Origin of the sequence: Rubrivivax benzoatilyticus JA2 = ATCC BAA-35, from assembly GCF_000190375.1 — a bacterium.
GTDB classification, from domain to species: domain Bacteria; phylum Pseudomonadota; class Gammaproteobacteria; order Burkholderiales; family Burkholderiaceae_C; genus Rubrivivax; species Rubrivivax benzoatilyticus.
Map to the genome: position 1 here is coordinate 1 of NZ_AEWG01000061.1, position 21,353 is coordinate 21,353.

At 71.0% G+C, this 21,353-nt stretch carries 23 protein-coding genes; 8 read left to right on the forward strand and 15 right to left on the reverse strand.

Annotation, left to right across the window (positions count from 1 at the left end; genetic code table 11):
- Window positions 1-161 precede the first annotated feature (161 nt).
- The 12 genes from RBXJA2T_RS06315 to RBXJA2T_RS06370 form a co-directional block, all read right to left on the reverse strand.
- A complete protein-coding gene (locus RBXJA2T_RS06315; protein ID WP_009856502.1) occupies window positions 162-1,148 on the reverse strand; it encodes a MucB/RseB family sigma factor regulatory protein in 987 nt (328 codons plus the stop codon).
- Between the two features lie 8 nt (window positions 1,149-1,156).
- Window positions 1,157-1,804 (reverse strand): sigma-E factor negative regulatory protein, encoded by a 648-nt coding sequence (locus RBXJA2T_RS06320; RefSeq protein WP_009856503.1) that lies wholly within the window; start codon window positions 1,802-1,804, stop codon window positions 1,157-1,159.
- Window positions 1,805-1,842: 38 nt separating this feature from the next.
- On the reverse strand, window positions 1,843-2,451 hold the full coding sequence (rpoE, locus tag RBXJA2T_RS06325; RefSeq protein ID WP_009856504.1) for an RNA polymerase sigma factor RpoE: 609 nt from the start codon (window positions 2,449-2,451) through the stop codon (window positions 1,843-1,845).
- Entirely contained in the window at window positions 2,448-2,900 is a 453-nt protein-coding gene (locus tag RBXJA2T_RS06330; RefSeq protein WP_009856505.1) for a hypothetical protein, read from the reverse strand. The genes rpoE and RBXJA2T_RS06330 overlap by 4 nt, the downstream gene beginning before the upstream one ends.
- 7 nt (window positions 2,901-2,907) lie before the next feature.
- On the reverse strand, window positions 2,908-4,152 hold the full coding sequence (fabF, locus tag RBXJA2T_RS06335) for a beta-ketoacyl-ACP synthase II (RefSeq protein WP_009856506.1): 1,245 nt from the start codon (window positions 4,150-4,152) through the stop codon (window positions 2,908-2,910).
- 7 nt (window positions 4,153-4,159) lie between these two features.
- Window positions 4,160-4,399: an acyl carrier protein gene (gene acpP, locus RBXJA2T_RS06340; RefSeq protein ID WP_009856507.1), complete on the reverse strand. Its 240-nt coding sequence runs from the start codon at window positions 4,397-4,399 to the stop codon at window positions 4,160-4,162.
- An 87-nt stretch (window positions 4,400-4,486) separates the two neighbouring features.
- Window positions 4,487-5,218, reverse strand: a complete 732-nt coding sequence (fabG, locus tag RBXJA2T_RS06345; protein ID WP_009856508.1) for a 3-oxoacyl-ACP reductase FabG — start codon at window positions 5,216-5,218, stop codon at window positions 4,487-4,489.
- Window positions 5,215-6,153 (reverse strand): ACP S-malonyltransferase, encoded by a 939-nt coding sequence (gene fabD / locus RBXJA2T_RS06350; protein WP_009856509.1) that lies wholly within the window; start codon window positions 6,151-6,153, stop codon window positions 5,215-5,217. Before fabD ends, fabG begins: the two co-directional genes overlap by 4 nt.
- A gap of 36 nt (window positions 6,154-6,189) precedes the next feature.
- A complete protein-coding gene (locus RBXJA2T_RS06355) occupies window positions 6,190-7,173 on the reverse strand; it encodes a beta-ketoacyl-ACP synthase III (protein ID WP_009856510.1) in 984 nt (327 codons plus the stop codon).
- Between the two features lie 4 nt (window positions 7,174-7,177).
- Entirely contained in the window at window positions 7,178-8,230 is a 1,053-nt protein-coding gene (plsX, locus tag RBXJA2T_RS06360) for a phosphate acyltransferase PlsX (RefSeq protein WP_029718510.1), read from the reverse strand.
- Between the two features lie 112 nt (window positions 8,231-8,342).
- Window positions 8,343-8,525: a 50S ribosomal protein L32 gene (gene rpmF, locus RBXJA2T_RS06365; protein WP_009856512.1), complete on the reverse strand. Its 183-nt coding sequence runs from the start codon at window positions 8,523-8,525 to the stop codon at window positions 8,343-8,345.
- Window positions 8,526-8,685: 160 nt separating this feature from the next.
- Entirely contained in the window at window positions 8,686-9,237 is a 552-nt protein-coding gene (locus RBXJA2T_RS06370) for a YceD family protein (protein ID WP_009856513.1), read from the reverse strand.
- Window positions 9,238-9,343: 106 nt separating this feature from the next.
- Between RBXJA2T_RS06370 and RBXJA2T_RS06375 the strand changes: the two genes are divergently transcribed.
- Both RBXJA2T_RS06375 and RBXJA2T_RS06380 read left to right on the forward strand, forming a co-directional pair.
- A complete protein-coding gene (locus RBXJA2T_RS06375) occupies window positions 9,344-9,994 on the forward strand; it encodes a Maf family nucleotide pyrophosphatase (protein WP_009856514.1) in 651 nt (216 codons plus the stop codon).
- Window positions 9,991-10,779, forward strand: a complete 789-nt coding sequence (locus RBXJA2T_RS06380; RefSeq protein ID WP_009856515.1) for an SAM-dependent methyltransferase — start codon at window positions 9,991-9,993, stop codon at window positions 10,777-10,779. The genes RBXJA2T_RS06375 and RBXJA2T_RS06380 overlap by 4 nt, the downstream gene beginning before the upstream one ends.
- On the opposite strand, the gene RBXJA2T_RS06385 is transcribed toward RBXJA2T_RS06380, so the two are convergent.
- Genes RBXJA2T_RS06385 through RBXJA2T_RS06395 form a run of 3 tightly spaced genes read right to left on the reverse strand, consistent with a single transcriptional unit; the run spans window position 10,776 to window position 14,318 of the window.
- The gene (locus RBXJA2T_RS06385; RefSeq protein WP_009856516.1) at window positions 10,776-11,705 is read right to left on the reverse strand and encodes a carbohydrate kinase family protein; all 930 of its coding nucleotides are present in this window, start codon (window positions 11,703-11,705) and stop codon (window positions 10,776-10,778) included. The genes RBXJA2T_RS06380 and RBXJA2T_RS06385 overlap by 4 nt on opposite strands.
- Window positions 11,706-11,733: 28 nt before the next feature.
- Window positions 11,734-13,185 (reverse strand): DEAD/DEAH box helicase, encoded by a 1,452-nt coding sequence (locus tag RBXJA2T_RS06390; RefSeq protein ID WP_009856517.1) that lies wholly within the window; start codon window positions 13,183-13,185, stop codon window positions 11,734-11,736.
- A complete protein-coding gene (locus RBXJA2T_RS06395) occupies window positions 13,182-14,318 on the reverse strand; it encodes an MraY family glycosyltransferase (RefSeq protein ID WP_009856518.1) in 1,137 nt (378 codons plus the stop codon). The genes RBXJA2T_RS06390 and RBXJA2T_RS06395 overlap by 4 nt, the downstream gene beginning before the upstream one ends.
- Window positions 14,319-14,427: 109 nt before the next feature.
- Between RBXJA2T_RS06395 and RBXJA2T_RS06400 the strand changes: the two genes are divergently transcribed.
- The 6 genes from RBXJA2T_RS06400 to gmd all read left to right on the forward strand — a co-directional run bounded on the left by RBXJA2T_RS06400 (window position 14,428) and on the right by gmd (window position 21,349).
- A complete protein-coding gene (locus tag RBXJA2T_RS06400) occupies window positions 14,428-15,585 on the forward strand; it encodes a polysaccharide biosynthesis/export family protein (RefSeq protein ID WP_009856519.1) in 1,158 nt (385 codons plus the stop codon).
- Window positions 15,586-15,747: 162 nt separating this feature from the next.
- Complete coding sequence (locus tag RBXJA2T_RS19730) at window positions 15,748-16,563, forward strand: DUF4214 domain-containing protein (RefSeq protein WP_157998575.1); 816 nt, start codon at window positions 15,748-15,750, stop codon at window positions 16,561-16,563.
- 25 nt (window positions 16,564-16,588) lie between these two features.
- Window positions 16,589-17,776 (forward strand): glycosyltransferase, encoded by a 1,188-nt coding sequence (locus RBXJA2T_RS06410; RefSeq protein ID WP_009856521.1) that lies wholly within the window; start codon window positions 16,589-16,591, stop codon window positions 17,774-17,776.
- Complete coding sequence (locus RBXJA2T_RS06415; protein ID WP_237704861.1) at window positions 17,773-19,539, forward strand: glycosyltransferase family 4 protein; 1,767 nt, start codon at window positions 17,773-17,775, stop codon at window positions 19,537-19,539. The genes RBXJA2T_RS06410 and RBXJA2T_RS06415 overlap by 4 nt, the downstream gene beginning before the upstream one ends.
- 6 nt (window positions 19,540-19,545) lie before the next feature.
- Window positions 19,546-20,142 carry a DUF4214 domain-containing protein gene (locus RBXJA2T_RS06420; protein WP_009856523.1) on the forward strand — a complete coding sequence of 199 codons (597 nt, stop codon included), beginning with the start codon at window positions 19,546-19,548 and terminating at the stop codon, window positions 20,140-20,142.
- Between the two features lie 172 nt (window positions 20,143-20,314).
- Window positions 20,315-21,349 (forward strand): GDP-mannose 4,6-dehydratase, encoded by a 1,035-nt coding sequence (gene gmd, locus RBXJA2T_RS06425; RefSeq protein ID WP_009856524.1) that lies wholly within the window; start codon window positions 20,315-20,317, stop codon window positions 21,347-21,349.
- Window positions 21,350-21,353 lie beyond the last annotated feature (4 nt).

Sequence of the window (21,353 nt, forward strand, 5' to 3'; positions counted from 1 at the left end):
CTGCGCGCCGGCCACCCCGGGCCAGGCGACGGCCGCGGCGAGCGCGAGCGTGGCCAGCACCGGCGCGACGCGGCCGGCGGCGGAAACGGCAGGGATCGTTCGGTCGGTCATGGGACGGTTGCGAGGGTTGCCAGGAAAACGGGGGGCGCGACGGCCGGCGTTCAACGCCGGCGCTGCAGCGCCTCGGCGAAGACCTTCAGCGTCGCGGCGGGCACGTCGCCCATCACGGTGATCCAGTGCAGGCCGCGACGCTGGCGCAGCGTGCCGGTGGCGCCGACGTGGCCGGACAGGTCGGCGTAGTCGCGGCGGGCGTCGGACGGCTCGATGAAGACCGAGACGTGCGTCAAACCGTCGGTGTAGACGGCCTGCACGACCTCCTCGCGGCTGGAGGCATCGAGCGGGCGCTTGACGACGCCGGCGAGGCGGAAGCCGGTCACCGGATGCTCCAGCGTCCAGCCCTCGGCCTCGAGCTGCGTCGGCTGCTGCTGCGTGCGCACGACGCGGTAGCCGTCGAGCTTGCGCAGCGGCTGGGTCACCGTCTCGGGCTGCGGCCGGATGCCCAGCTCGACGGCCGAGAACGCGGTCGACTCGAGCACCGTGCGGTCGGGGCCGACGATGTCGGCGCGCAGCATCAGCCCGGTCGCCCGGTCGGCCCACAGCCGCTGGCCGTAGCGCCAGGCGTCGCGCGGCTGCAGCAGCAGCACCTGGGCGGCACGGCCGGCGACACGTTCGACACCCTCGAGCTTGGCGTCGTAGTAGTCCAGCGCCCGCGGGTCGACGCTGCGCCGCGAACCGGGCAGCCGGGTCACCGCGGGGCGCTCCTCGACGACGGCGACGCCGGCCTGCGGCCAGATCGTGTGCACCGAGTCGTTGACGCGGTAGACGCGCTGCTGGCGCCCGTCCAGCGCCTCGACCCGCTCGAAGGACTGCGAGCCGACAGCGAAGTGGGCGATGCGCGAGCTCGACACCACGCCGTTGGCGCTGACGACGAGCGTGCCCTGGTAGTTGCGCTCGTAGGCCGCGGCATGGATGCGCGTCAGCCAGGCGCGCGCATCCGGCGGCGCCGCGACGGCGGAGACCAGGGCGAAGGGAGCGAAGAACGAAGCGAGCGAGGCGATCGGCAACCAGCGCCGGACGACGGAACGCATCGGCGGGCTCAGCGCGAGGCTGCGGTCTCGGGTGCCATGACCTCGACGTTGCGCGGCACGCCGCCGGGCAACGCCGCCGCACCGCCGGCCATCGCGTCGCGGTGCGCGCGCAGGTAGGCGTCGAGGCGCGCGTCGCGGATCAGCCGGCCCTCGACGACCAGCGCGCGCGGCGCGGCGGCGCCGGTCGTCGCCAGGCTCAGACCCGGCGTCGCCGGAGCGTCGGCCAGCACGGCGCCGCCGGGAGGCACCGAGGACATGCGGGTGACGACGACGACACCGGCCACGGCGACAAAACCCGCGGCCACCGCCGCCGGCGCCAGCCAGCCGTGGCGCCGACGCGTGACCGCGACGGCGGGAGGCACCGCGACCGGGGGCCGCTCGATCGGCTCGGGCGCCAGCACCACCGGCTCCTCGGCCAGGCGCGCGCGCAAGCCGGCGAGGAAGGCGGCGTCGCGCGACGCGGTGCTCGCCAAGTCCTCCGAACGCATCACGTCGCCGATGAGCTGGTAGGCATGCCAGGTGCGGCGGGCTTCGGGGTCGTCACGCCAGCGCGCGCAACTCTCGTCCAGCGCATCCGGGTCGCCGTCGGCCAGGGCCGACAGCAGGGACGCTGTGGAATCCGCGGGAGGCATGGCGCTGGAGCGGTTCTGGTTCATCGGGTCAATCGGTGGTTGCTTCGCGAGGACGGCCGGGTTCACCAGCGTTCGCCCTCGCGGGTGTCGAGCAGCGGCCGCAGCCGCGTGGCGATCGCCTCACGCGCCCGGAAGATGCGCGAACGCACGGTTCCGATGGGGCAGTTCATCACGTCGGCGATCTCTTCGTAACTCAGACCTTCGATCTCGCGCAGCGTGATGGCCTGACGGAGATCCTCCGACAAGGCCTCGATCGCCGCGTTCACGGCAGACGCGATCTCCCGGCTTGCGAGCAAGGATTCGGGGGTCGCGCCATCGCTTAGTTCGTTTTCGACACGAGAAGTTTCATCGCCGTCGTCACGAGACGCCAGCGAGCCCTCCGAGACGAGGGGGTCGCGGCGCAACTCGACCAGCGACTTCTTCGCCGTGTTGACGGCGATGCGGTAGAGCCAGGTGTAGAACGCGCTCTCGCCGCGGAACTGGGCGATCGCGCGGTAGGCGCGGATGAAGGTCTCCTGCGCGATGTCCTGCACCAGCGCGTCGTCGCGCACCATGCGCGCGATGAGGCGCTCGATGCGCCGCTGGTACTTGACGACCAGCATCTCGAAGGCACGCACGTCGCCGCGCCGGGCGCGCTCGACCAGCAGGACGTCGGCATCCGCGCCGCTCATGGCGCGCCGCGCGCGCTCGCGCGCAGGGTGTCGGGGTCGGGAGCGGCAGACCGGGCGTGCAGCGCGGTGCGCAGCCCGTGCCATCGGCCACCGGCGTCGCCGGCGGCGACCGCGGCCCAGCGCGCCGGGCCGCGCGCCGGACGCAGGCGCAGCAGCATCCAGCCGCCGAGGTCGATGGCGACCTCGGGGCGGCAGGGTGTGTCGGCGGCCATCCAGGCGCTGCCGTCCCAGCGCAGCGCCAGCGGCCGAGGCGACGCCCCGGCCCAGGCCGTCGCAGCGGCCAGCAGCGCCGCCGCCAGCGCGAGCGCCGGCGACGGGTGGCCGTCACCGAGATGCGCCTGCAGCCAGGCGCAGGCGCAGCCCGCGGCAGCCGCCGCGAGCAGCGCCTGGGCGGCGCGCCAGGGCACGCCACCCGAGCAGGTCACGGCGACCGGCGGCGGATGGCGCACGCGCTCGTCACACGCGGCGGAACACCAGCGTGCCGTTGGTGCCGCCGAACCCGAAGTTGTTCTTCACGGCGATGTCGATCTTCATCTCCCGCGCCTCGTTGGCGCAGTAGTCGAGATCGCAGTCCGGATCCGGGTTGACGAGGTTGATCGTCGGCGGCGAGACCTGGTGATGCAGCGCCAGCACCGAGAACAGCGACTCGACGCCGCCGGCACCACCCAGCAGGTGGCCGGTCATCGACTTGGTCGAGTTGACGACCAGCTTGTGGGCGTGGTCGCCGAACGCGAGCTTGATCGCGTTGGTCTCGTTGGCGTCGCCCAGCGGCGTCGAGGTGCCGTGCGCGTTGAGGTACTGCACCTCGTCGGCGTTGATGCCGGCGTTGCGCAGCGCCGCCTTCATCGAGCGCTTGGGGCCGTCGACGTTCGGCGCGGTCATGTGGTACGCATCGGCACCCATGCCGAAACCGGCGAGCTCCGCGTAGATCTTGGCGCCGCGCTTCTTCGCGTGTTCGTACTCCTCGAGCACGAGCACGCCGGCACCTTCGCCCAGCACGAAACCGTCGCGGTCCTTGTCCCAGGGGCGGGACGCGGCCTGCGGGTCGTCGTTGCGGGTCGACAGCGCACGCGCGGAAGCAAAACCGCCGATACCCAGCGGCGAGACGGTCGACTCGGCACCGCCGGCGATCATCACGTCGGCATCGCCGTACTCGATCATGCGGCCGGCTTCACCGATGCAATGCAGGCCGGTCGTGCAGGCGGTGACGATCGACAGGTTCGGGCCGGTGTAGCCGAAACGGATCGACACGTGCCCCGAGATCATGTTGATGATCGACGACGGCACGAAGAACGGCGAGATCCGCCGCGGGCCACGGGCGCCGTACTCGGCCTGGGTCTGCTCGATCATCGGCAGACCGCCGATGCCCGAGCCGACCATCACGCCGATGCGCTCGGCCGCGGCTTCGTCGAGCTCGCTGCCCTGCGGCAGACCCGCGTCCTGGACCGCCTGGATCGAGGCCGCCATCCCGTAGTGGATGAACGTGTCCATGTGGCGGGCTTCCTTCGCCGGGATGTAGTCCTCGACGTTGAAACCCTTCACCTCGCCGGCGATGCGGCAGGCGAACGCGGAAGCATCGAACTTCGTGATCGGTCCGATGCCGCTCCTGCCGGCGACGATGTTCGCCCAGCCTTCGGCCACCGAGTTGCCGACCGGGCTGACGAGCCCGAGGCCGGTGACGACGACTCTGCGCCTGCTCATGCGCAGATCAGGCCTTCTGGTGCGCGACCGCGTAGTCGATCGCGAGCTGCACCGTGGTGATCTTCTCGGCTTCCTCGTCCGGGATCTCGATGCCGAACTCGTCTTCGAGCGCCATCACGAGTTCCACCGTGTCGAGCGAGTCGGCACCCAGGTCGGCCACGAAGGCCTTCTCGTTGGTGACGTCCGACTCGGGCACGCCGAGCTGTTCGGCGATGATCTTCTTGACACGGGCTTCAATATCGCTCATGACTCCTCCAGGAGGGGTGTATCGGTAAACAGCCCACGATTCTACCGGTGGGGCAGGGGCCGGATTTTTGACGAACGGCGGCCTTTGTCAGGCCATGTACATGCCACCGTTGACGTGCAGCTCGGTGCCGGTCACGTAGGCGGCCTTCTCGCTGCACAGGAAGGCGACCGCGTGCGCGACCTCGTCGGCCGCACCCAGGCGGCCCAGCGGGATCTGCGCCAGCAGCGCGGCCTTCTGCGCCTCGGGCAGGGTTTCGGTCATGTCGGTGGCGATGAAGCCGGGCGCGACGCAGTTGACGGTGATGTTGCGGCTGCCGAGCTCGCGAGCCAGCGCACGCGTCATGCCGGCGACACCGGCCTTGGCGGCGGCGTAGTTGGCCTGGCCGGCGTTGCCCGAGGCACCGACGACCGAGGTGATGTTGACGATGCGGCCCCAGCGCTGCTTCATCATCGGCCGCATCACGGCGCGGCTGAGCCGGAAGACGGCCTTCAGGTTGGTGTCCAGCACCGCATCCCAGTCCTCGTCCTTCATGCGCATCGCCAGCGTGTCGCGGGTGATGCCGGCGTTGTTGACGAGCACGTGCAGCGCGCCGTGCTCCTTGACCAGGGCGTCGATCAGCGCATCCGACGCGGCGGCGTCGGTGACGTTCAGCACCCTGCCCTGCACGCCGGGCAGCGCGGCCTCGATCGCGGCGGCGCCGGCTTCGCTGGTGGCGGTGCCGACGACCCGGAAGCCGTCGGCCGCCAGCGCGGCGGCGATGGCACGGCCGATGCCGCGCGAGGCGCCGGTGACGAGGGCGATGCGTTGCGTGTCGCTCATTGCAGGAGTTCCTTGGCGGCAGCCAGCGATTGCGGGTCGAGGATGGTCGTCGACGCGATCTCGGCGTCGATGCGGCGCACCAGGCCCGACAGCACCTTGCCCGGGCCGCATTCGATCACGGCCGTGCAGCCGCGCGCACGCAGCGCCTGCACCACCTCGACCCAGCGCACCGGGCCGAAGGCCTGGCGGTACAGCGCGTCGCGGATGCGCTCGGGGTCGGTCTCGACGGCGACGTCGATGTTGTTGACGACGGCGATGGTCGGCGCGGCAACCGGGGTCGTCGCCAGCTTTTCCTTCAGGCGCTCGGCGGCCGGCTGCATCAGCGCCGAATGGAACGGCGCCGACACCGGCAGCGGCAGCGTGCGCTTGGCGCCGGCGGCCTTCAGCGCCTGGGCGGCCAGCTCGACGGCGGCCTTGGTGCCGGCGATGACGGTCTGCTTGGGGTCGTTGAAGTTGGCGGCGGCGACACACGCGCCGGCATCACGCGCGGCCTGCTCGCAGCAGGCGCGCACGACGTCGCCGTCCAGGCCGAGCACGGCGACCATCGCGCCGGCGCCGACCGGCACCGCTTCCTGCATCGCCTGGGCGCGGAAGCGCACCAGCGGCACCGCGTCGGCCAGCGTCAGCGCACCGGCGGCCACCAGCGCGGCGTACTCGCCCAGCGAGTGGCCGGCGACGGCCGACGGAGCGGCGCCGCCTTCGGCCAGCCAGGCACGGTAGTTGGCGACGCCGGCGACCAGCATCACCATCTGCGTGTTGACCGTGAGGTCCAGCGCCTCCTTCGGGCCGCCGTGGATCAGCGCGGCGACGTCCAGGCCGGCGGCGGCCGACGCCTCTTCGAGCGTCGCGCGCACGGCGGGGTGATCGCCCCAGGCGTCGAGCATGCCGACCGATTGCGATCCCTGGCCGGGAAAGACGAATGCGAACTCAGCCATCTTGTGTGTCTCCTGTCGTCGGACGGGTTCGGCGGCTCAGAAGTCGAGCAGCACCGCGCCCCAGGTGAAGCCGCCGCCGACACCCTCGAGCAGCACGGTCTCGCCGCGCTGCACGCGGCCGCTGCGCACCGCGGCGTCCAGCGCCAGCGGCACCGAGGCCGCCGACGTGTTGCCGTGCTCGTCGACGGTGACGACGAGACGCTCGGGCGCCAGCTTCAGCTTGCGCGCGGTGCCGTTCATGATGCGGATGTTGGCCTGGTGCGGGATCAGCCAGTCGATGTCGGCTTCGCTGCGGCCGGCCTTGGCCAGCACCGCGCGGGCGGCATTCTCCAGCACGCCGACGGCGAGCTTGAAGACCGCCTGGCCGTCCATGCGCAGCAGCGGCAGGCCGGACACCTGGCCGCCGGACACCGTGCCGGGCACGCAGAGGATGCCGGCGTGGCGGCCGTCGGCGTGCAGCTCGGTGGCCAGGATGCCGGGCACGTCGCTGGCTTCCAGCACCACGGCGCCGGCGCCGTCGCCGAAGAGCACGCAGGTCGTGCGGTCGTTGAAGTCGAGCAGGCGCGAGAAGACCTCGGCGCCGACGACGAGCGCGCAGCGCGCGCTGCCGGCGCGGATCATCGCGTCGGCGACGGTCAGCGCGTAGACGAAGCCCGAGCACACCGCCTGCACGTCGAAGGCCGGGCAGCCGTGCACGCCGAGCTTGGCTTGCAGGATGGTCGCCGTCGACGGGAACACCATGTCCGGCGTCGAGGTCGCGACGATGATCAGGTCGACGTCGGCGGCCGAGCGGCCGGCGGCCTCGAGCGCGCGGCGCGAGGCCTCCAGCGCGAGGTCGCTCGAATTGACGCCGTCGTCGGCGAAGTGGCGGGCACGGATGCCGGTGCGCTCGACGATCCAGGCGTCGCTGGTCTCGATGCCGCGCGCGGCGAGCATGTGCACGAAGTCGTCGTTCGTGATGCGGCGCGACGGCAGGAAGCCGCCGGTGCCGGTGATGCGGGAGTACGGTACTGCGGTCACGCGTTCAGGCGGCCTGCGGGGCCGCGGTGTCGCCGGAGGGCATGGCCTGCAGGGTCTCCGCGATGCGGTCGTGCACGCGGTCGAGCAGGCGGTTGCGCGCGGCGTCGTAGGCCCGCGCCAGCGCCGTCTCGAACGCCAGCGCGTCCGAGGAACCGTGCGCCTTGAAGACGAGTCCGCGCAGGCCCAGCAGCGCGCCGCCGCTGTAGCGGCGATGGTCCACGCGGGCCTTGAAGCGGTTGAGCACCGGCATCGCGACGAGCGCGGCCAGCTTGGTCCACGCGCTGCGCGTGAACTCCTCCTTGATCATCTGCGAGAGCATGCCCGCCAGACCTTCGGAGGTCTTCAGCGCGACGTTGCCGACGAAGCCGTCGCAGACGACGAGGTCGGTCGTGCCCTTGAAGATGTCGTTGCCTTCCACGTTGCCGTGGAAGTTGATGTGGCCGCCGGCGTGCGCCGCACGCAGCAGCTCGCCGGCACGCTTGATCGTCTCGCTGCCCTTGATCGTCTCTTCGCCGATGTTGAGCAGGCCGACCTTGGGCTCGTCGATGCCGTCCAGCGCCGAGACGAGCGCACTGCCCATCACCGCGAACTGCAGCAGGTGCTCGGCCGAGCAGTCGACGTTGGCACCCAGGTCCAGCACCTTGGTGAAGCGGCCGCGGGCGTTGGGCAGCAGCGCGGCGATCGCCGGGCGGTCGATACCGTCGAAGGTCTTCAGCAGATAGCGCGACACCGCCATCAGCGCGCCGGTGTTGCCGGCACTGACGCAGGCGTGCGCCGCCAGCGCCGGGTCGGCGAGCTTGATCTGGCCGATGGCCACGCGCATCGACGAGTCGCGCTTCTTGCGCAGCGCGACTTCGACGGGGTCGTCCATCGACACGACTTCGGTGGCCGTGACGCAGCGCGTGCGCGGCAGGCCGGCCGCGGCGGCCAGCGCCTCGGCGGTGCCGACGAGCACGAGCTCGGCCGCGGGATGCCGCTCCAGGAACGCGCGGCAGGCCGGCAGGGTGACCGAAGGACCGTGGTCACCGCCCATGCAGTCCACGGCGATGCGGACCAGCGACAGCGGCTCCAGGGCGGGATGCGAAGACACGGGAGAGCTAAACCCTGGACTCACGCCGCGGACGGCGTGGACACGAGGATCAGCGGGTGCCGAGGCACCCGGCCGGACGTCAGGCGTCGGCCTTGGTCTTCAGGACCTTGCGGCCGCGATAGAAGCCGGTCGGGCTGATGTGGTGACGCAGGTGCACCTCGCCGGTCGTCGGCTCGACGGCCGTGCCGGGGGCGGCGATCGCGTTGTGCGAGCGATGCATGCCGCGCTTGGACGGCGACTTCTTGTTCTGCTGGACGGCCATGACAATCTCCTGGGATCGGCGCCGGAACTACGGTCCTCGCGAGCCGAGCGACACGCTCGATTCGGCCGGCAAAAAAGCTGTGACTGCGCCGGAAGCCATGTCGCAACCGTCGCAAAGCCCGCCAGTGTAGCACGCCGCGCAAGCTGAAATCCATGCCGGATCAATCCGGACGCTGCTTGAGCGCGGCGAGCGCCGCGAACGGGTTGGCCGCCGGCTCGTCGGCCAGCGGCTCGTCGCCGGCGGACATCGGCAGCGGATCGGGGCAGACCTCGTGCCGCGGCACCAGCGGCAGCGCGAGGATCAGCTCGTCCTCGAGCAGGCCGTGCAGGTCGAAGCCGCGCGCGGCGACGAGCACGTCGTCCTCGAGCTCCTCGTCGAGCCGGGCGGCCTCTTCCTCGCTGTCGACGAAGCGGAACCAGCGATCGACGGCCAGCGGCTCGGCCACCGGCTGCAGGCAGCGCTGGCACTGCAGGCGCACGGTGGTCGTGGCGGCCAGGCGCAGCCAGGTCTCGGGCGCGCCGCCGACGACCGGGCGAAGCTCGCCGTCGGCCCGCCATTCGACCGGCGCGGGCGCATCGGCGGCCGCCGGCATCAGCGAGGCGCCCAGGCGCTCGAACCCGGCCTGAGGCCAGGCGTCGGACAGCGTGGCGCCGGCCGCGGCAAAAGCGCGCACGTCGAGGCGTCGGGGGTCGTGATTCTTCTCGCGGGCCATGTCTCGGGGGTTGCCGGGCCGCGCGCCATGTGACAGTCGCATGTCGGTCCGGGGGCGCCGAGTGTAGCCGCCGGCCGGGCCGCAGGCGGATGGGACAATCCGGGACATGGACACTCCGCCGCTGATCCTCGGCTCGACCTCGCGCTACCGGCGCGAGCTGCTCGAGCGCCTGCGCCTGCCGTTCACCGTCGTCGCGCCCCAGGTCGACGAGACCCCCGCCGCCGGCGAAGCCCCCGCCGCGCTGGCACTGCGGCTGGCACTGGCCAAGGCCCGGGCGGTGGCCGCGCTGCACCCGCAGGCCGTCGTCATCGGCTCGGACCAGGTGGCCGACCTGGACGGCGAGCCGATCGGCAAGCCCGGCACGCACGAACGCGCCCGCGAGCAGCTGCAGCGCATGAGCGGGCGCGAGGTCGTGTTCCAGACCGCGGTGGCCGTCGCGCGCGCCGACACCGGCTTCGCCCGCGTGCTGCTGGCGCCGGTGCGCGTGCGCTTTCGCGCCCTGGGCGACGCCGAGATCGAGCGCTACCTGCAAGCCGAGCGCCCCTACGACTGCGCCGGCAGCGCCAAGAGCGAGGCGCTGGGCATCGCGCTGCTCGAGGCCATCGAGTCCGACGACCCGACGGCGCTCGTCGGCCTGCCGCTGATCCGCACCTGCACGCTGCTGCGCGAGGCCGGACTGGACCCGCTGGCCTCCACGAGCCCTCAGAACTTGTCCGGGGCTCGTTCCGGCCCGGCGGACCGACGGGAGCCCCGGTGAGCGCCGCCGACACGAGCGCGGCGGCACCCCGCCCCGGCACGCTGCTGCTGGTGCCCAACACGCTGGACCTCGGCGCCGAGACCATCGACCTGCAGGAAGTGCTGCCGCTGGGCGTGCTGCGCCGCGCCGCGGCGCTGACGCACTGGGCCGCCGAGGACGCCCGCAGCGCGCGCGCGCTGCTCAAGCGCGTCGGCGCCGTCGTGCCGCTGGCCCGGCCGCTGCAGGAGATCACGATCACCGAGCTGCCGCGCCCGCGCAAGGGCAGCCGCGAGCCGGTGCCGGCGGCCGCCTGGCAGGCGCTGCTGGCGCCGGCGCTGGCCGGCCACGACCTGGGCCTGGTGTCCGAGGCCGGGCTGCCGGCCGTCGCCGACCCCGGCTCGGCGCTGGTGGCCGCCGCCCACCGCGCCGGCGTGCCGGTGCTGCCGCTGACCGGCCCGAGCTCGCTGATGCTGGCGCTGGCCGCCAGCGGCCTGGAAGGCCAGAACTTCGCCTTCGTCGGCTACCTGCCGCAGGACGCCGGCGCACGCGCGGCGCGCATCCGCGAGCTCGAGGCCGCGTCGCGCCGCCTGGGCCAGTCGCAGATCCTGATCGAGACGCCGTACCGCAATGCCGCGATGCTGGCGGCGCTGACCGCGACACTGGCCCCGACGACGCGACTGGCCGTGGCCTGCGGGCTGACGCTGCCCGGCGGCTGGACACGCAGCGGGCCGGTGGCCGACTGGCGAGCCCGGCCGCAGGACATGCCCGACCGGCTGCCGGCGGTCTTCTCGCTGCTCGGCAGCTAAGCCGGCGGCAGCTCGGCGCGGCGCGGCAGGTCGGCGCCGCGGCGCGAGCAGGTCAGGGCCGCCGCGCCGAGCGCAAAACCGAGCGCCGCGCCCAGCTCCGCCGCCTCCAGCGACAGGCCGCCCGGCTGCAGCCGGTCGCGTTCGGCCAGCCAGGCCAGCAGCGCCGCCTGCACCGTGTCGCCGGCGCCGACGGTGTCGGCCAGCGCCACCGGTGGCGCCGGCCGGTGGGCCTCGGCCGTGGCCGTCCAGGCGCTGGCGCCGCGTTCGCCGCGCGTGACGACGGCGAGCTCGACACCCGCCGCCAGCCAGCCGCGCGCGACGTCGGCCGGGTCGGCCCCCGGATACAGCCAGGCCAGGTCCTCGTCGCTGGCCTTCAGCAGCCGGCAGCGCGGCGCCATCCATTCGAGCGCCTCGCGCCAGCGCGCCACGTCGGGCTCGACACCCGGGCGCACGTTGGGATCGCAGGCCACGACGAGGCGCCGGTGCTCGCGCTCGACCAGCGCGCGCAGCACCGAGGCGACCGGCTCGACGACGAGCGCGTAGGAACCGAGCTGCAGCACCCGCGCGGCCTCGGGCAAGGCGGCCGCCGCCGACGCCGGCAGCAGCCGGTCGGCGGCGCCGGTGCCGAGGAAACGGTAGCCGGGCCGGCCGTCGGCCGCGACGTCGACCATCACCAGCGTCGTCGGCGCGTCGAGCTCGGGTGCCAGGCGCGTGTCGACGCCCTCGGCCGCGAGCGCGGCGCGCAGCCGGCGCCCGGCGGCGTCGGCCGACAGCCCGCCGAGGTAGGCCACAGGTCGGCCCAGCCGGGCCAGGCCGATCGCGACGTTGAAGGGCGACCCGCCGCAGCGGGCGTCGAGCAGCAGCCCGGCGGGCGTCTCGCCGGCGGCGAAGACGTCCATCAGGGCCTCGCCGCAGACGACGATCACGGCGTGCGGGGACGCCGGCCGCGCAGCGTCAGCGGCCGCCGCCGAGCAGCGCGGCGACCTTGCGCTTGGGGCGGATGTTGGGCGAGGCCGCCGCACGTGCCGGGGCCGCTGCCGGGGCGGCCGGCGCGGCGTCGGAGGCGGCGGGCGCCGCCGACGGCGACGGCTCGTAGGGCCGGTCGAAGATCGGGTCGGCCGGCGGCTGCGCGGCGCGGCGCGGGGCGCGCTCGACCGATTCGGCACGCGGCGCCAGCTCGCGCTCCTCGTCGAAACGGCGGCGCGGGCGGCGCGCACGGTCGTCCTCGATCTCGAAGGGCTCGATCTCGATCTTCTTCTTGATCAGCTTCTCGATGTCGCCGATGAGCCGCGTGTCGTCGCGCGTGACCAGCGTCACCGCCAGGCCCGACGCGCCGGCGCGGCCGGTGCGGCCGATGCGGTGCACGTAGTCCTCGGCATTGAACGGCACGTCGAAGTTGAAGACCGCCGGCAGGTCGGCGATGTCCAGGCCGCGCGCGGCGACGTCGGTGGCCACGAGCAGGTCGACCTCGCCGGCCTTGAACGCGGCCAGCGCTTTCAGGCGCTCGTCCTGGCTCTTGTCGCCGTGCAGCGCCTGGGTCTTCAGACCGTCGCGCTCGAACGAGCGCGCCAGGCGCGCCGCGCCGAGCTTGCTGTTGACGAAGACGATGGCCTGCGACAGCTCGCGCTGGCGCAGGATCTGGCGCACGGTGGCGCGCTTGTCGTCGTCGCCGACGCCGTAGAAGCGCTGCTCGACGGTGGAGGCGGTGGCGTTGGGCCGCGCGACCTCGACCGTCACCGGGTCCTGCAGGTAGCTGCCGGCCAGACGCTTGATCTCGGGCGAGAAGGTGGCCGAGAACAGCAGCGTCTGCCGCGTCTTGGGCAGGAACGACAGGATGCGCTGCAGGTCGGGCAGGAAGCCGATGTCGAGCATGCGGTCGGCTTCGTCGAGCACGACGTACTCGACCTGGTTGAGCACCGCGTTGCGGGCCTCGATGTGGTCGAGCAGCCGGCCCGGCGTGGCGATCAGCACCTCGACGCCGGCCTTCAGCTCGGCGGTCTGCGGCTTCATGTCGACGCCGCCGAAGACCACCGCCGAACGCAGCCGGGTGTGCTTGGCGTAGGTCTTGACGTTGGCGGCCACCTGGTCGGCCAGCTCGCGCGTCGGCGCCAGCACCAGCGCGCGCACCGGGTGGCGCGCCGGGGACATGCTGGTGTTCTCGTGCCGCAGCATCTTCTGCAGCAGCGGGATCGTGAAGGCGGCGGTCTTGCCGGTGCCGGTCTGCGCCGCGCCCATCACGTCGCGGCCGTCCAGGACGATGGGGATCGCCTTGGCCTGGATCGGGGTCATGGCCCGGTAGCCGGCGTCGGCGACGGCGCGCAGGAGCTTGGGGTCGAGGGCGAGGGTGTCGAAGAGCGGCGCCGGGGCGCTCGTGGCAGCCGCGCTGTCCGCAGTGGAATCGGTCATTTCCGCCGATTATCGCAGGCATCGGGCTTTGCGCGCCGGGGCCCGAGCATCAGCAGCAGCCGTGGCGAGCGGAATCGCACGATCCCCCAGTACAGCCCGAGGTAGAGCAGCGCGAAGACCAGCAGGAATGCCCCCAGCGTGACCGTGCTGTCCCAGAACGCCATCGCCGGCACGATCGAGCACATGCACAGTGCCCAGAGCACCGGCGAGGTACGGGAGTTGCGCTTGGTGAGCGCCTGCACGCTGCGGTCGCCGACGGCCCAGCGCATGACCCGGCGGTAGACCAGAGAGTGCAGGTGGATGCCGTCCGGCATGTGCGCCGGCTGCTGGCGCAGGAACCAGCGCCGATAGATCGAGAACAGCGTCTCGAACACCGGATAGATGCAGACCAGCAGCGGGAAGATCGGCGAAACCTCCGGATTGCGCACGAGCAGCAGGATCGAAACCTCGGCGACGAAAAACCCGAGGAAATAGGCGCCGCCATCACCCAGAAAGATGAGCCCGGACGGGAAATTCCACAGGAAGAAACCGAGCACGGCCCCGATGCCGGCCAGCGAAAGCAGCGCGATCAGCGAATCGTCGACTTGAAAGCCGACGTAGGCGATGGCCGCCAGCATCAGCATCGCGCACATCGACGCCAGGCCGTTGAATCCGTCGATGATGTTCAGCGCATTGGCGATGCCGGCGACGGCAAAGACCGTCAGCACCAACGACCCGAACCAGAAGCCGACCAACCAGTCCAGCCCGGGTATCGCGGTGTAACGGATGGCCGCGTCCATGAAATGGAAGGCCAGCGCCGCCGACACCGCCGTCGCGACCAGCCGGCCCCGCGGCGTGACCGCCTCGGTGAGGTCCTGCACGAAGCCGGCGAGGAAGGCCGGCGCCGCGCACAGCATCAGCAGCAGGCCGAGGCGGCCGGACGGCGCGCCGTGTTCGTAGCCGATGACGAGGCAGGCGCAAATCAGCGCGAGCACGATGCTCAGGCCGCCGATTCGCGGCACTGCCACCGCGTGGAATTTCTGCGGCTTGGAGAAGTCGCGGTCTCCCGAACGATGGGCGTGAACCTTGGCCGAGCGCACCAGCAACAAGGTGAACACCACGGACACGGCGAAAGCGACGAGCATCGGCAGCACCGGAAGATTCTAGGCATGGGGCCATGACGCAATGCCGACGCCGGCGTGTATGCGAAACGTCAAGATGGCTCGGATACGATAGGGCGCCTGCACCTCCTGCACGAGAACCATGTCGGCTTCCTCGAGACCGCTCCTGCCCCTGATCCTGTCGACGGCCCTGCTCGGCGCCTGCTCGCACCAGCTGCCGACCTCCGGCCCGAGCCGCAGCGCGATCGAGAACACCACCGCCGAGGTCGCGAGCCGCGCCGTGCAGGTCGTGGACATCGACGCGAAGGTCGCCCGGCGCCTGCTCGACCAGCGCCGCCATTCGCTGTTCTCCGAGGTGCTGGGCGGCCAGCGCGTGGCCACGACGATCGGCCTGGGCGACATGCTCGAGGTCAGTGTCTGGGAGGCCCCGCCGGCGACGCTGTTCGGCGGCGGCGCGGTGGACCCGCGAAACCCCTCGACGGTGCGCGCGACGACGCTGCCCGACCAGGTGGTCGACCGCGACGGCCAGATCAGCGTGCCCTTCGCGGGCCGGATCCCCGCCGCCGGCCTGACACCGCAGGCCGTGGAGGCCACGATCGTGTCGCGCCTGAAGGGCAAGGCCAACCAGCCCGAGGTGCTGGTGCGCGTGGTGCGCAACGTCTCGTCGACGGTGACCGTGGTCGGCGAGGTGAACACCAGCACCCGCATGCCGCTGACGGCCGGCGGCGAGCGCGTGCTGGACGCGCTGGCGATGGCCGGCGGCGTTCGCCAGCCCGTCCACAAGATGACGCTGCAGGTGACGCGCGGCAAGACCGTGGCCGCGCTGCCGCTGGACCAGATCATCCGCGACCCGGCGCAGAACGTGCCGCTGCAGCCGGGCGACGTCGTCACGGCGATGTTCCAGCCGCTGTCGTTCACGGCGCTGGGGGCGACCGGCAAGAACGAGGAAGTCGCCTTCGAGGCCCAGGGCATCACGCTGGCGCAGGCGCTGGCGCGTGCCGGCGGCCTGGTCGACTCGCGCGCCAACGCGCAAGGGGTCTTCGTCTTCCGCTTCGAGCGCGAGGACGCGCTCGCATGGCCGCGCCAGCCGGTCGGCACCACCCCCGACGGCTTGGTGCCGGTGGTCTACCGCCTGGACATGAGCGACCCGGCGAGCTTCTTCGTCATGCAGAGCTTCCCGGTCGCCAACAAGGACGTGGTCTTCGTCAGCAACGCACCGGCGGCCGAGCTGCAGAAGTTCCTGAATCTCGTGTTCTCGGTGGTGTATCCGGTGTTGAACACGATCAGCGTGACGCGGTGACGCTCCAGTTCGCCAATCATGCCCCCCATCGAGAGCGACTCCATGCGCCCGGCACCCGGCGGGCATCGCCGGCTCCGTCTTCGTGCTCAAGCCCTGGCGGCACGGTGGGCAGGCCGTCAGGCAGCCCCGGCCTCAGAACCTGCACCTGATACGCGTTACTCAATGGCACCGGAAAGCGTTCCGGCATCCAAAAGTATCCGCGACAGCGAGGCCGAGGCGATCGACGAACTGGAACGCAAACTGCTTTCGGCGACGCAGGCTCTGTCGGCACTCAATGCCCGCCATACATCAAAGGTCGCCCGACTTGAACTGCAACTGCGTCGTCACATCGCCGAAATCGAGAGATTGCGGCAGCAGATCGACGACCTGCGCCAGATCGGCGCCAAAGATCGCAGCACGAGGGCGATCACCGGCACAGTCGATCATGCCTTCGCCCTGCATCGACCTAACCCCTTGGTGGACGACTCCCTAAGCATAGCCACTAACGATTCCCTCTCGTCGGAGTTCGCCATGGACACGCCACTGTTCGCCCGCACCAACTACCAGCCGAGTTTCAAGCCCAATACCCGTGGTGAATACGACATCACGGAGTTCCTGGCGCTGCACGACAGGGGCTTCGTGCGTGCAGCGTACTTGGCGATCTTGCGCCGCGAGCCCGACCCGGCGGGGGCGGAGAATTACGTAACCTTGCTGCGCGCCGGCGAACACAAGGCGCGTCTGCTCGGTGAGTTCCTGCGCTCCGACGAGGGCCGGCGCCACGAAACCACCATCCGTGGCCTAGACACGCACCTGCGCGTGCTGCGCCTGTGCGAGCTGCCGCTGGTGGGGCGCTGGATCGCAGCACTGCTGTTCCTGGCCAACGTCAACGGGCATCTCCGCGACTTTCGCGTGCTCGAGAACCACGTGATACGCATCGCAGAGGAAGCCCAGGCGCTGCAGGAGGCCAATCTCGAGCGGCTCCGGTCGCTCTCGCGATAGTCGCGAGACGACGGTGACTCGGACCATGAAGATCGTCACACTGAGTACCTACCCCGTCTCCGAGCCCCGCCACGGCGGGCAGCATCGGCTGGCCAACATCGCACGGGAGTTCCGGCGCGCCGGGCACGAGGTGCACTGCATGGGCATCGTCGGCGGCGAGGGCATGCCACCGGAGGAGGGATTCCTGCCCTTTCCGTCCCGCGCCGTGCTCGGGCAGTACATCGAGAACGCCTGGCTCATGGAGGACTGGGCCCTCGGGCGCTGGGCTGCCGACGATTTCGGCGGCTTTGCAGCGCTGTCCGCCATCGTGCCGCCGGACGTCGATGTCATCCACATCGAACAACCGTGGCTGTTTGCGTTCGCGCAGCGGCTCCGCGAGCACGCGCGGCGAAGGATTCATCTGATCTATGGCTCGGCGAACGTCGAGCACCGGCTGAAGCAGGAGATCCTGACGCCCATCCTCGGTGCAGAGCATGCCAAGCGCTGCGCCGAGCTGGTTCTGGACTGCGAAGTCAACGCGTTGCGTGCCGCCGACGCCGTCTGCGCGGTGTCGGAAGCCGACGCGGAATGGTCGCGGACATACAGCCGAGGCCCATTGATCCTGGCACCGAACGGCGTCGCCGAGCGCAGCTTCTCGTTCGAGGACGTGAAGGCGGCGAACCAGCACACGGGGCACCACAAGTACGCGCTCTACTGTGCGAGCGGGCATCCGCCCAACGTCGTCGGCTTCTACGACCTCTTCGGCGAGGGTCTCGGCTGCCTAGCGCCTACGGACCGCTTGGTCGTCGCCGGCGGGGCCGGCCCGGCCATCCTCGAGGACCCACGCACTCGGTTCACGCCCGGCCTGCAGCGTCACCTCATCGCGGCGGGCCTCGTCAGCGAGACCGTGCTGGCCGCCCTCCTGGGGCATGCGCACGCCATCATCCTGCCCATCACGCAAGGAGGGGGCACCAACCTGAAGACTGCAGAAGCTCTCTGGAGCGGCTGCCACGTGGTGGCAACGTCGGTGGCGATGCGAGGCTTCGAGGCCTTCGCTGACGCGCCGGGCGTGTCCGTGGAGGACGAAACCAGTCGCTTCCGCACGGCGGTACGTGAGGCCATGACCGCACCACCTCTGCAACTCGAAGCGCACGAGCAAAAGCGCCGCCGCGCCGTGCTCTGGGAAGAATGCCTGCGACCCTGGGTCCAACATGTCGGAGGGATCGGCGCATGAACGTCGGCAGCGGCAAGGCAGGAGCGCCGAAGATCTGGTTGAACGTCACGTCCAGCGTGAACTGGACCCGCCCTGCGGTTGGCATCGTCCGTGTGGAGCGTGCCCTGGCCCGGGAACTCGCGGCACTTCTCGGGCCGGACCGGTTCAGGCTGTGCGTCTGGCGCGACGGTCGATTCGTGCAGTGGCTGGAGGAGGCAGGGACGTCGGACGCTCGCGAAGTCGACGCCGCGGTGGATCTGTTGCTGCCCCGTGTCGCGTCGTTCGACATCGCGCGCCCGTTCGTTCTGCGCGCGCTGCGAAAGTTTGCCGTATCGAGCGGGACGGCACCGAGCCATGACGCGATCCACCTGAAGATCCCGGCGAGCGGCGGCGAGTCGCTCGAGCCGGAACGGGGAGACGTCGTCATCTCCGCAGGACTCGACTGGGACTACGAGTATTCGCAGCGATTCCACGAGATGGCGCGCGAGCGTGGGCTGCGGATCGTCAGCTGCTGCTACGACCTGATCCCGGTGCTGTTCCCGCAATACTGCGTCGGTGAAGTCGCCAAGCGCTTCACGGAGTACTTCATCGGCCTGTGCTGGGGTTCAGAGGCCGTGCTCTGCATCTCGCAGCAGACTCAGCGCGACTTCTCCCAGCTCTGCAGGAAGCTGGGCGCTCCGGACCGCGTCACCGCCGTGATCCCGTTGGGAGACAACGTGCCCATGGCAGGCGGCGAAACGAGCGATGCCGTGAAGGCGGTGTGCAAGCAGCCCTTCATCCTGTTCGTCTCGACGATCGAGCGCCGCAAGAACCACGAGGTGCTGTACCGGGCCTACCATCGCCTGGCGCGACAGGGCCGCGCGGCCGACCTGCCGCAGCTGGTGTTCGTCGGCATGCCCGGCTGGGGCACCGGCGACCTGCTGAAGGACATCGAACTCGATCCGCTCACCCGGGGCAAGATCACCCAGCTTCACCACGTCACCGACAGCGAGCTGAACGAGCTATACCAACGCGCCGCGTTCTGCGTCTATCCGTCGCTGTACGAGGGCTGGGGCCTGCCGGTGGGTGAGGCGCTGGCGATGGGCAAGGCCGTGATCTCGTCCAGCGAGGGCTCCCTGCCCGAGGTGGGTGGGCCGCTGGTGAGGTATGTCGACGCCTGGGACGTCGCCGGCTGGGCCGAGGCGATCTGGCAGTGGGTGTCCGATCCCGAGCAGGTCCGCAGCGCCGAGCGCGCCGTGCGCCGCCAGTATGTCAGCCGCACCTGGGCCAAGACAGCCGAGGCCGTCGTGGCGTTGATCGACAGCCTGCCCGCGCGACCGGAACTGCAGACTCTGCGCCCCGTGCCCGGCTACGACATGAGCACGCACGCCGGCGTTCATGCGGGCGCCCGCATCGAAGCCACCGGCACCGCGGGTCTGCTGCTCTTCGGCCCGCACTGGCCGTTGCGGGCCGGCAGCTATCGCGCGCGGGTGCACGGCCGGCGCGTCCGGCCCGGGAGCGAGACCCTCCGCCTGGAGATCGCGTCCGACGCCGGGACGACACGCCACCACCAGTGGACGCAGGCCGTGACCGCGTCCGACGTCGCGGGCGAACTGGCGCAGGCCGTGTTTCGCATCGAGCGCGATGTCGACGACATCGAACTGCGAATCGTCGTCGAAGACGGTTCCTGGCTGTGCATCGACACGGTGGAGTTCACCCCAGAGATCGATGCCGCACCGGCCGGGACGACGCCCGGACGGGCCGCGACGCCCGGGCCCCGGCCTCAGGCCCTGAGCGCCCGCTGACCGCCGATGAACACCTCCCCCACCCCCTCCATCGCCGCCGACGAACTGCTGTCGCTCTTCGACGAGGCCTTCGTGGACGCGCTCTATCGGCGGCTGCTCGGCCGTGAGCCGGATCCGGCCGGGCGGCAGAGCCACCTCGAGCAGATTCGACTGGGATACCCCAAGACTGCGCTCATCGCGCATTTCCTGGACAGCGCCGAAGGGAAACGGCATGGCGCGCGTGTCGAAGGCCTGGATGCCCGAGCGGCACCCGTGCCCGGCCCCGATCCCTCGCGGCTGGGTGGATGGCTGCGTCGCCAACTGCAGGCCTCGGGCATGGCCACGGCCAGCGAACTCAATGCGCTCGAGAACCGACTCGGTCGGCTGCTGTCGCCAGCGGACGCCGACGCGAACCAGGACAACGCCGTCGCACAGGCAGTGGCCACGGCACCCGATCCCGACGAGCTGTACCGGCGCATCGTGGTGCTGACGCAGGCTGTGACGCGGCTGGAAGGCCGACTGGATGCATTCGGTGACCAGATGCAACGCCTCGAACGGCTGCTGCCGGGGCTCTGGGCACCCGGCACGAGCCCGAGCCCACCCCGGGACGATCCGGCCCCCTGATGGCGCCGCGTGCGCGGCGATAATGACGAGCCATCCGGCGCGGGCCGGATCGCGCCGGCAGGGCCCTGGGGCCAACATCGCGCGCGGGACGCGCAGCCGTCCCCGACACCGCCCCGGACACTTCCACCTCGCAGGGCGGGCTTCCTCCACCGACGAAACAACCCACCGACACATGACCACCGCCATCGTCACCGGCATCACCGGCCAGGACGGCGCCTACCTGGCGCAGTTGCTGCTCGAGAAGGGCTACACCGTCTACGGCACGTACCGCCGAACGAGTTCGGTCAATTTCTGGCGCCTCGACGAGCTGGACGTCACGCGCCACCCCAATCTGCGCCTCGTCGAGTTCGACCTCACCGACCTCAGCACCTGCATCCGGCTGCTGCAGACCTCGGAGGCCACCGAGGTCTACAACCTCGCAGCGCAGAGCTTCGTCGGCGTGTCCTTCGAGCAACCGATCACCACCGCGGAGATCACCGGCGTCGGCGCCGTCAACCTGCTGGAGGCCATCCGCATCGTCAACCCGAAGGTGCGCTTTTACCAGGCCAGCACCTCGGAGATGTTCGGCAAGGTTCAGGCCATCCCGCAGGACGAGGACACGCCGTTCTACCCCCGCAGCCCCTACGGCGTGGCCAAGCTCTACGCCCACTGGATGACCGTGAACTACCGCGAGAGCTACGGCATCTTCGGCTGCAGCGGCATCCTCTTCAATCACGAGTCGCCACTGCGCGGGCGCGAGTTCGTCACTCGCAAGATCACCGACGCGATGGCCAAGATCCGACTCGGCCAGCTCGACGTGCTGGAACTAGGCAATCTCGACGCCAAGCGCGACTGGGGCTTCGCGAAGGAGTATGTCGAGGGCATGTGGCGCATGCTCCAGGTCGACGAGCCCGACACCTACGTCCTGGCGACGAACCGGACCGAGTCGGTACGCAACTTCGTGTCCATGGCGGGCAAGGCCGCGGGCTTCGACCTGGTGTTCAGCGGCGCCGCCGAGCAGGAGACTGCGATCGACCGCCAGTCCGGCAGGACCGTGGTGCGCGTCAACCCTCGGTACTACCGGCCGGCCGAGGTCGACCTGCTGATCGGCAACCCCGAGAAGGCTCGCCAGCGGCTGGGTTGGACACCCCAGACCTCACTGGAGAGCCTCTGCCAGATGATGGTGGAGGCCGACCTGCGCCGGAACCGGGCCGGCACCTCGCTGTGATCGG

What these genes read in the sequence shown, in the direction of transcription:
- fabD (WP_009856509.1), bottom strand. Translation starts at nt 6,153, where the DNA reads ATGGCTGAGTTCGCATTCGTCTTTCCCGGCCAGGGATCGCAATCGGTC.
- RBXJA2T_RS06400 (WP_009856519.1), top strand. Translation starts at nt 14,428, where the DNA reads ATGTCGGCTTCCTCGAGACCGCTCCTGCCCCTGATCCTGTCGACGGCC.
- rpmF (WP_009856512.1), bottom strand. Translation starts at nt 8,525, where the DNA reads ATGGCCGTCCAGCAGAACAAGAAGTCGCCGTCCAAGCGCGGCATGCAT.
- RBXJA2T_RS06370 (WP_009856513.1), bottom strand. Translation starts at nt 9,237, where the DNA reads ATGGCCCGCGAGAAGAATCACGACCCCCGACGCCTCGACGTGCGCGCT.
- RBXJA2T_RS06420 (WP_009856523.1), top strand. Translation starts at nt 19,546, where the DNA reads ATGAACACCTCCCCCACCCCCTCCATCGCCGCCGACGAACTGCTGTCG.
- RBXJA2T_RS06390 (WP_009856517.1), bottom strand. Translation starts at nt 13,185, where the DNA reads ATGACCGATTCCACTGCGGACAGCGCGGCTGCCACGAGCGCCCCGGCG.
- RBXJA2T_RS19730 (WP_157998575.1), top strand. Translation starts at nt 15,748, where the DNA reads ATGGCACCGGAAAGCGTTCCGGCATCCAAAAGTATCCGCGACAGCGAG.
- RBXJA2T_RS06320 (WP_009856503.1), bottom strand. Translation starts at nt 1,804, where the DNA reads ATGAACCAGAACCGCTCCAGCGCCATGCCTCCCGCGGATTCCACAGCG.
- fabG (WP_009856508.1), bottom strand. Translation starts at nt 5,218, where the DNA reads ATGAGCGACACGCAACGCATCGCCCTCGTCACCGGCGCCTCGCGCGGC.
- RBXJA2T_RS06410 (WP_009856521.1), top strand. Translation starts at nt 16,589, where the DNA reads ATGAAGATCGTCACACTGAGTACCTACCCCGTCTCCGAGCCCCGCCAC.
- acpP (WP_009856507.1), bottom strand. Translation starts at nt 4,399, where the DNA reads ATGAGCGATATTGAAGCCCGTGTCAAGAAGATCATCGCCGAACAGCTC.
- RBXJA2T_RS06415 (WP_237704861.1), top strand. Translation starts at nt 17,773, where the DNA reads ATGAACGTCGGCAGCGGCAAGGCAGGAGCGCCGAAGATCTGGTTGAAC.
- gmd (WP_009856524.1), top strand. Translation starts at nt 20,315, where the DNA reads ATGACCACCGCCATCGTCACCGGCATCACCGGCCAGGACGGCGCCTAC.
- RBXJA2T_RS06375 (WP_009856514.1), top strand. Translation starts at nt 9,344, where the DNA reads ATGGACACTCCGCCGCTGATCCTCGGCTCGACCTCGCGCTACCGGCGC.
- rpoE (WP_009856504.1), bottom strand. Translation starts at nt 2,451, where the DNA reads ATGAGCGGCGCGGATGCCGACGTCCTGCTGGTCGAGCGCGCCCGGCGC.
- fabF (WP_009856506.1), bottom strand. Translation starts at nt 4,152, where the DNA reads ATGAGCAGGCGCAGAGTCGTCGTCACCGGCCTCGGGCTCGTCAGCCCG.
- RBXJA2T_RS06315 (WP_009856502.1), bottom strand. Translation starts at nt 1,148, where the DNA reads ATGCGTTCCGTCGTCCGGCGCTGGTTGCCGATCGCCTCGCTCGCTTCG.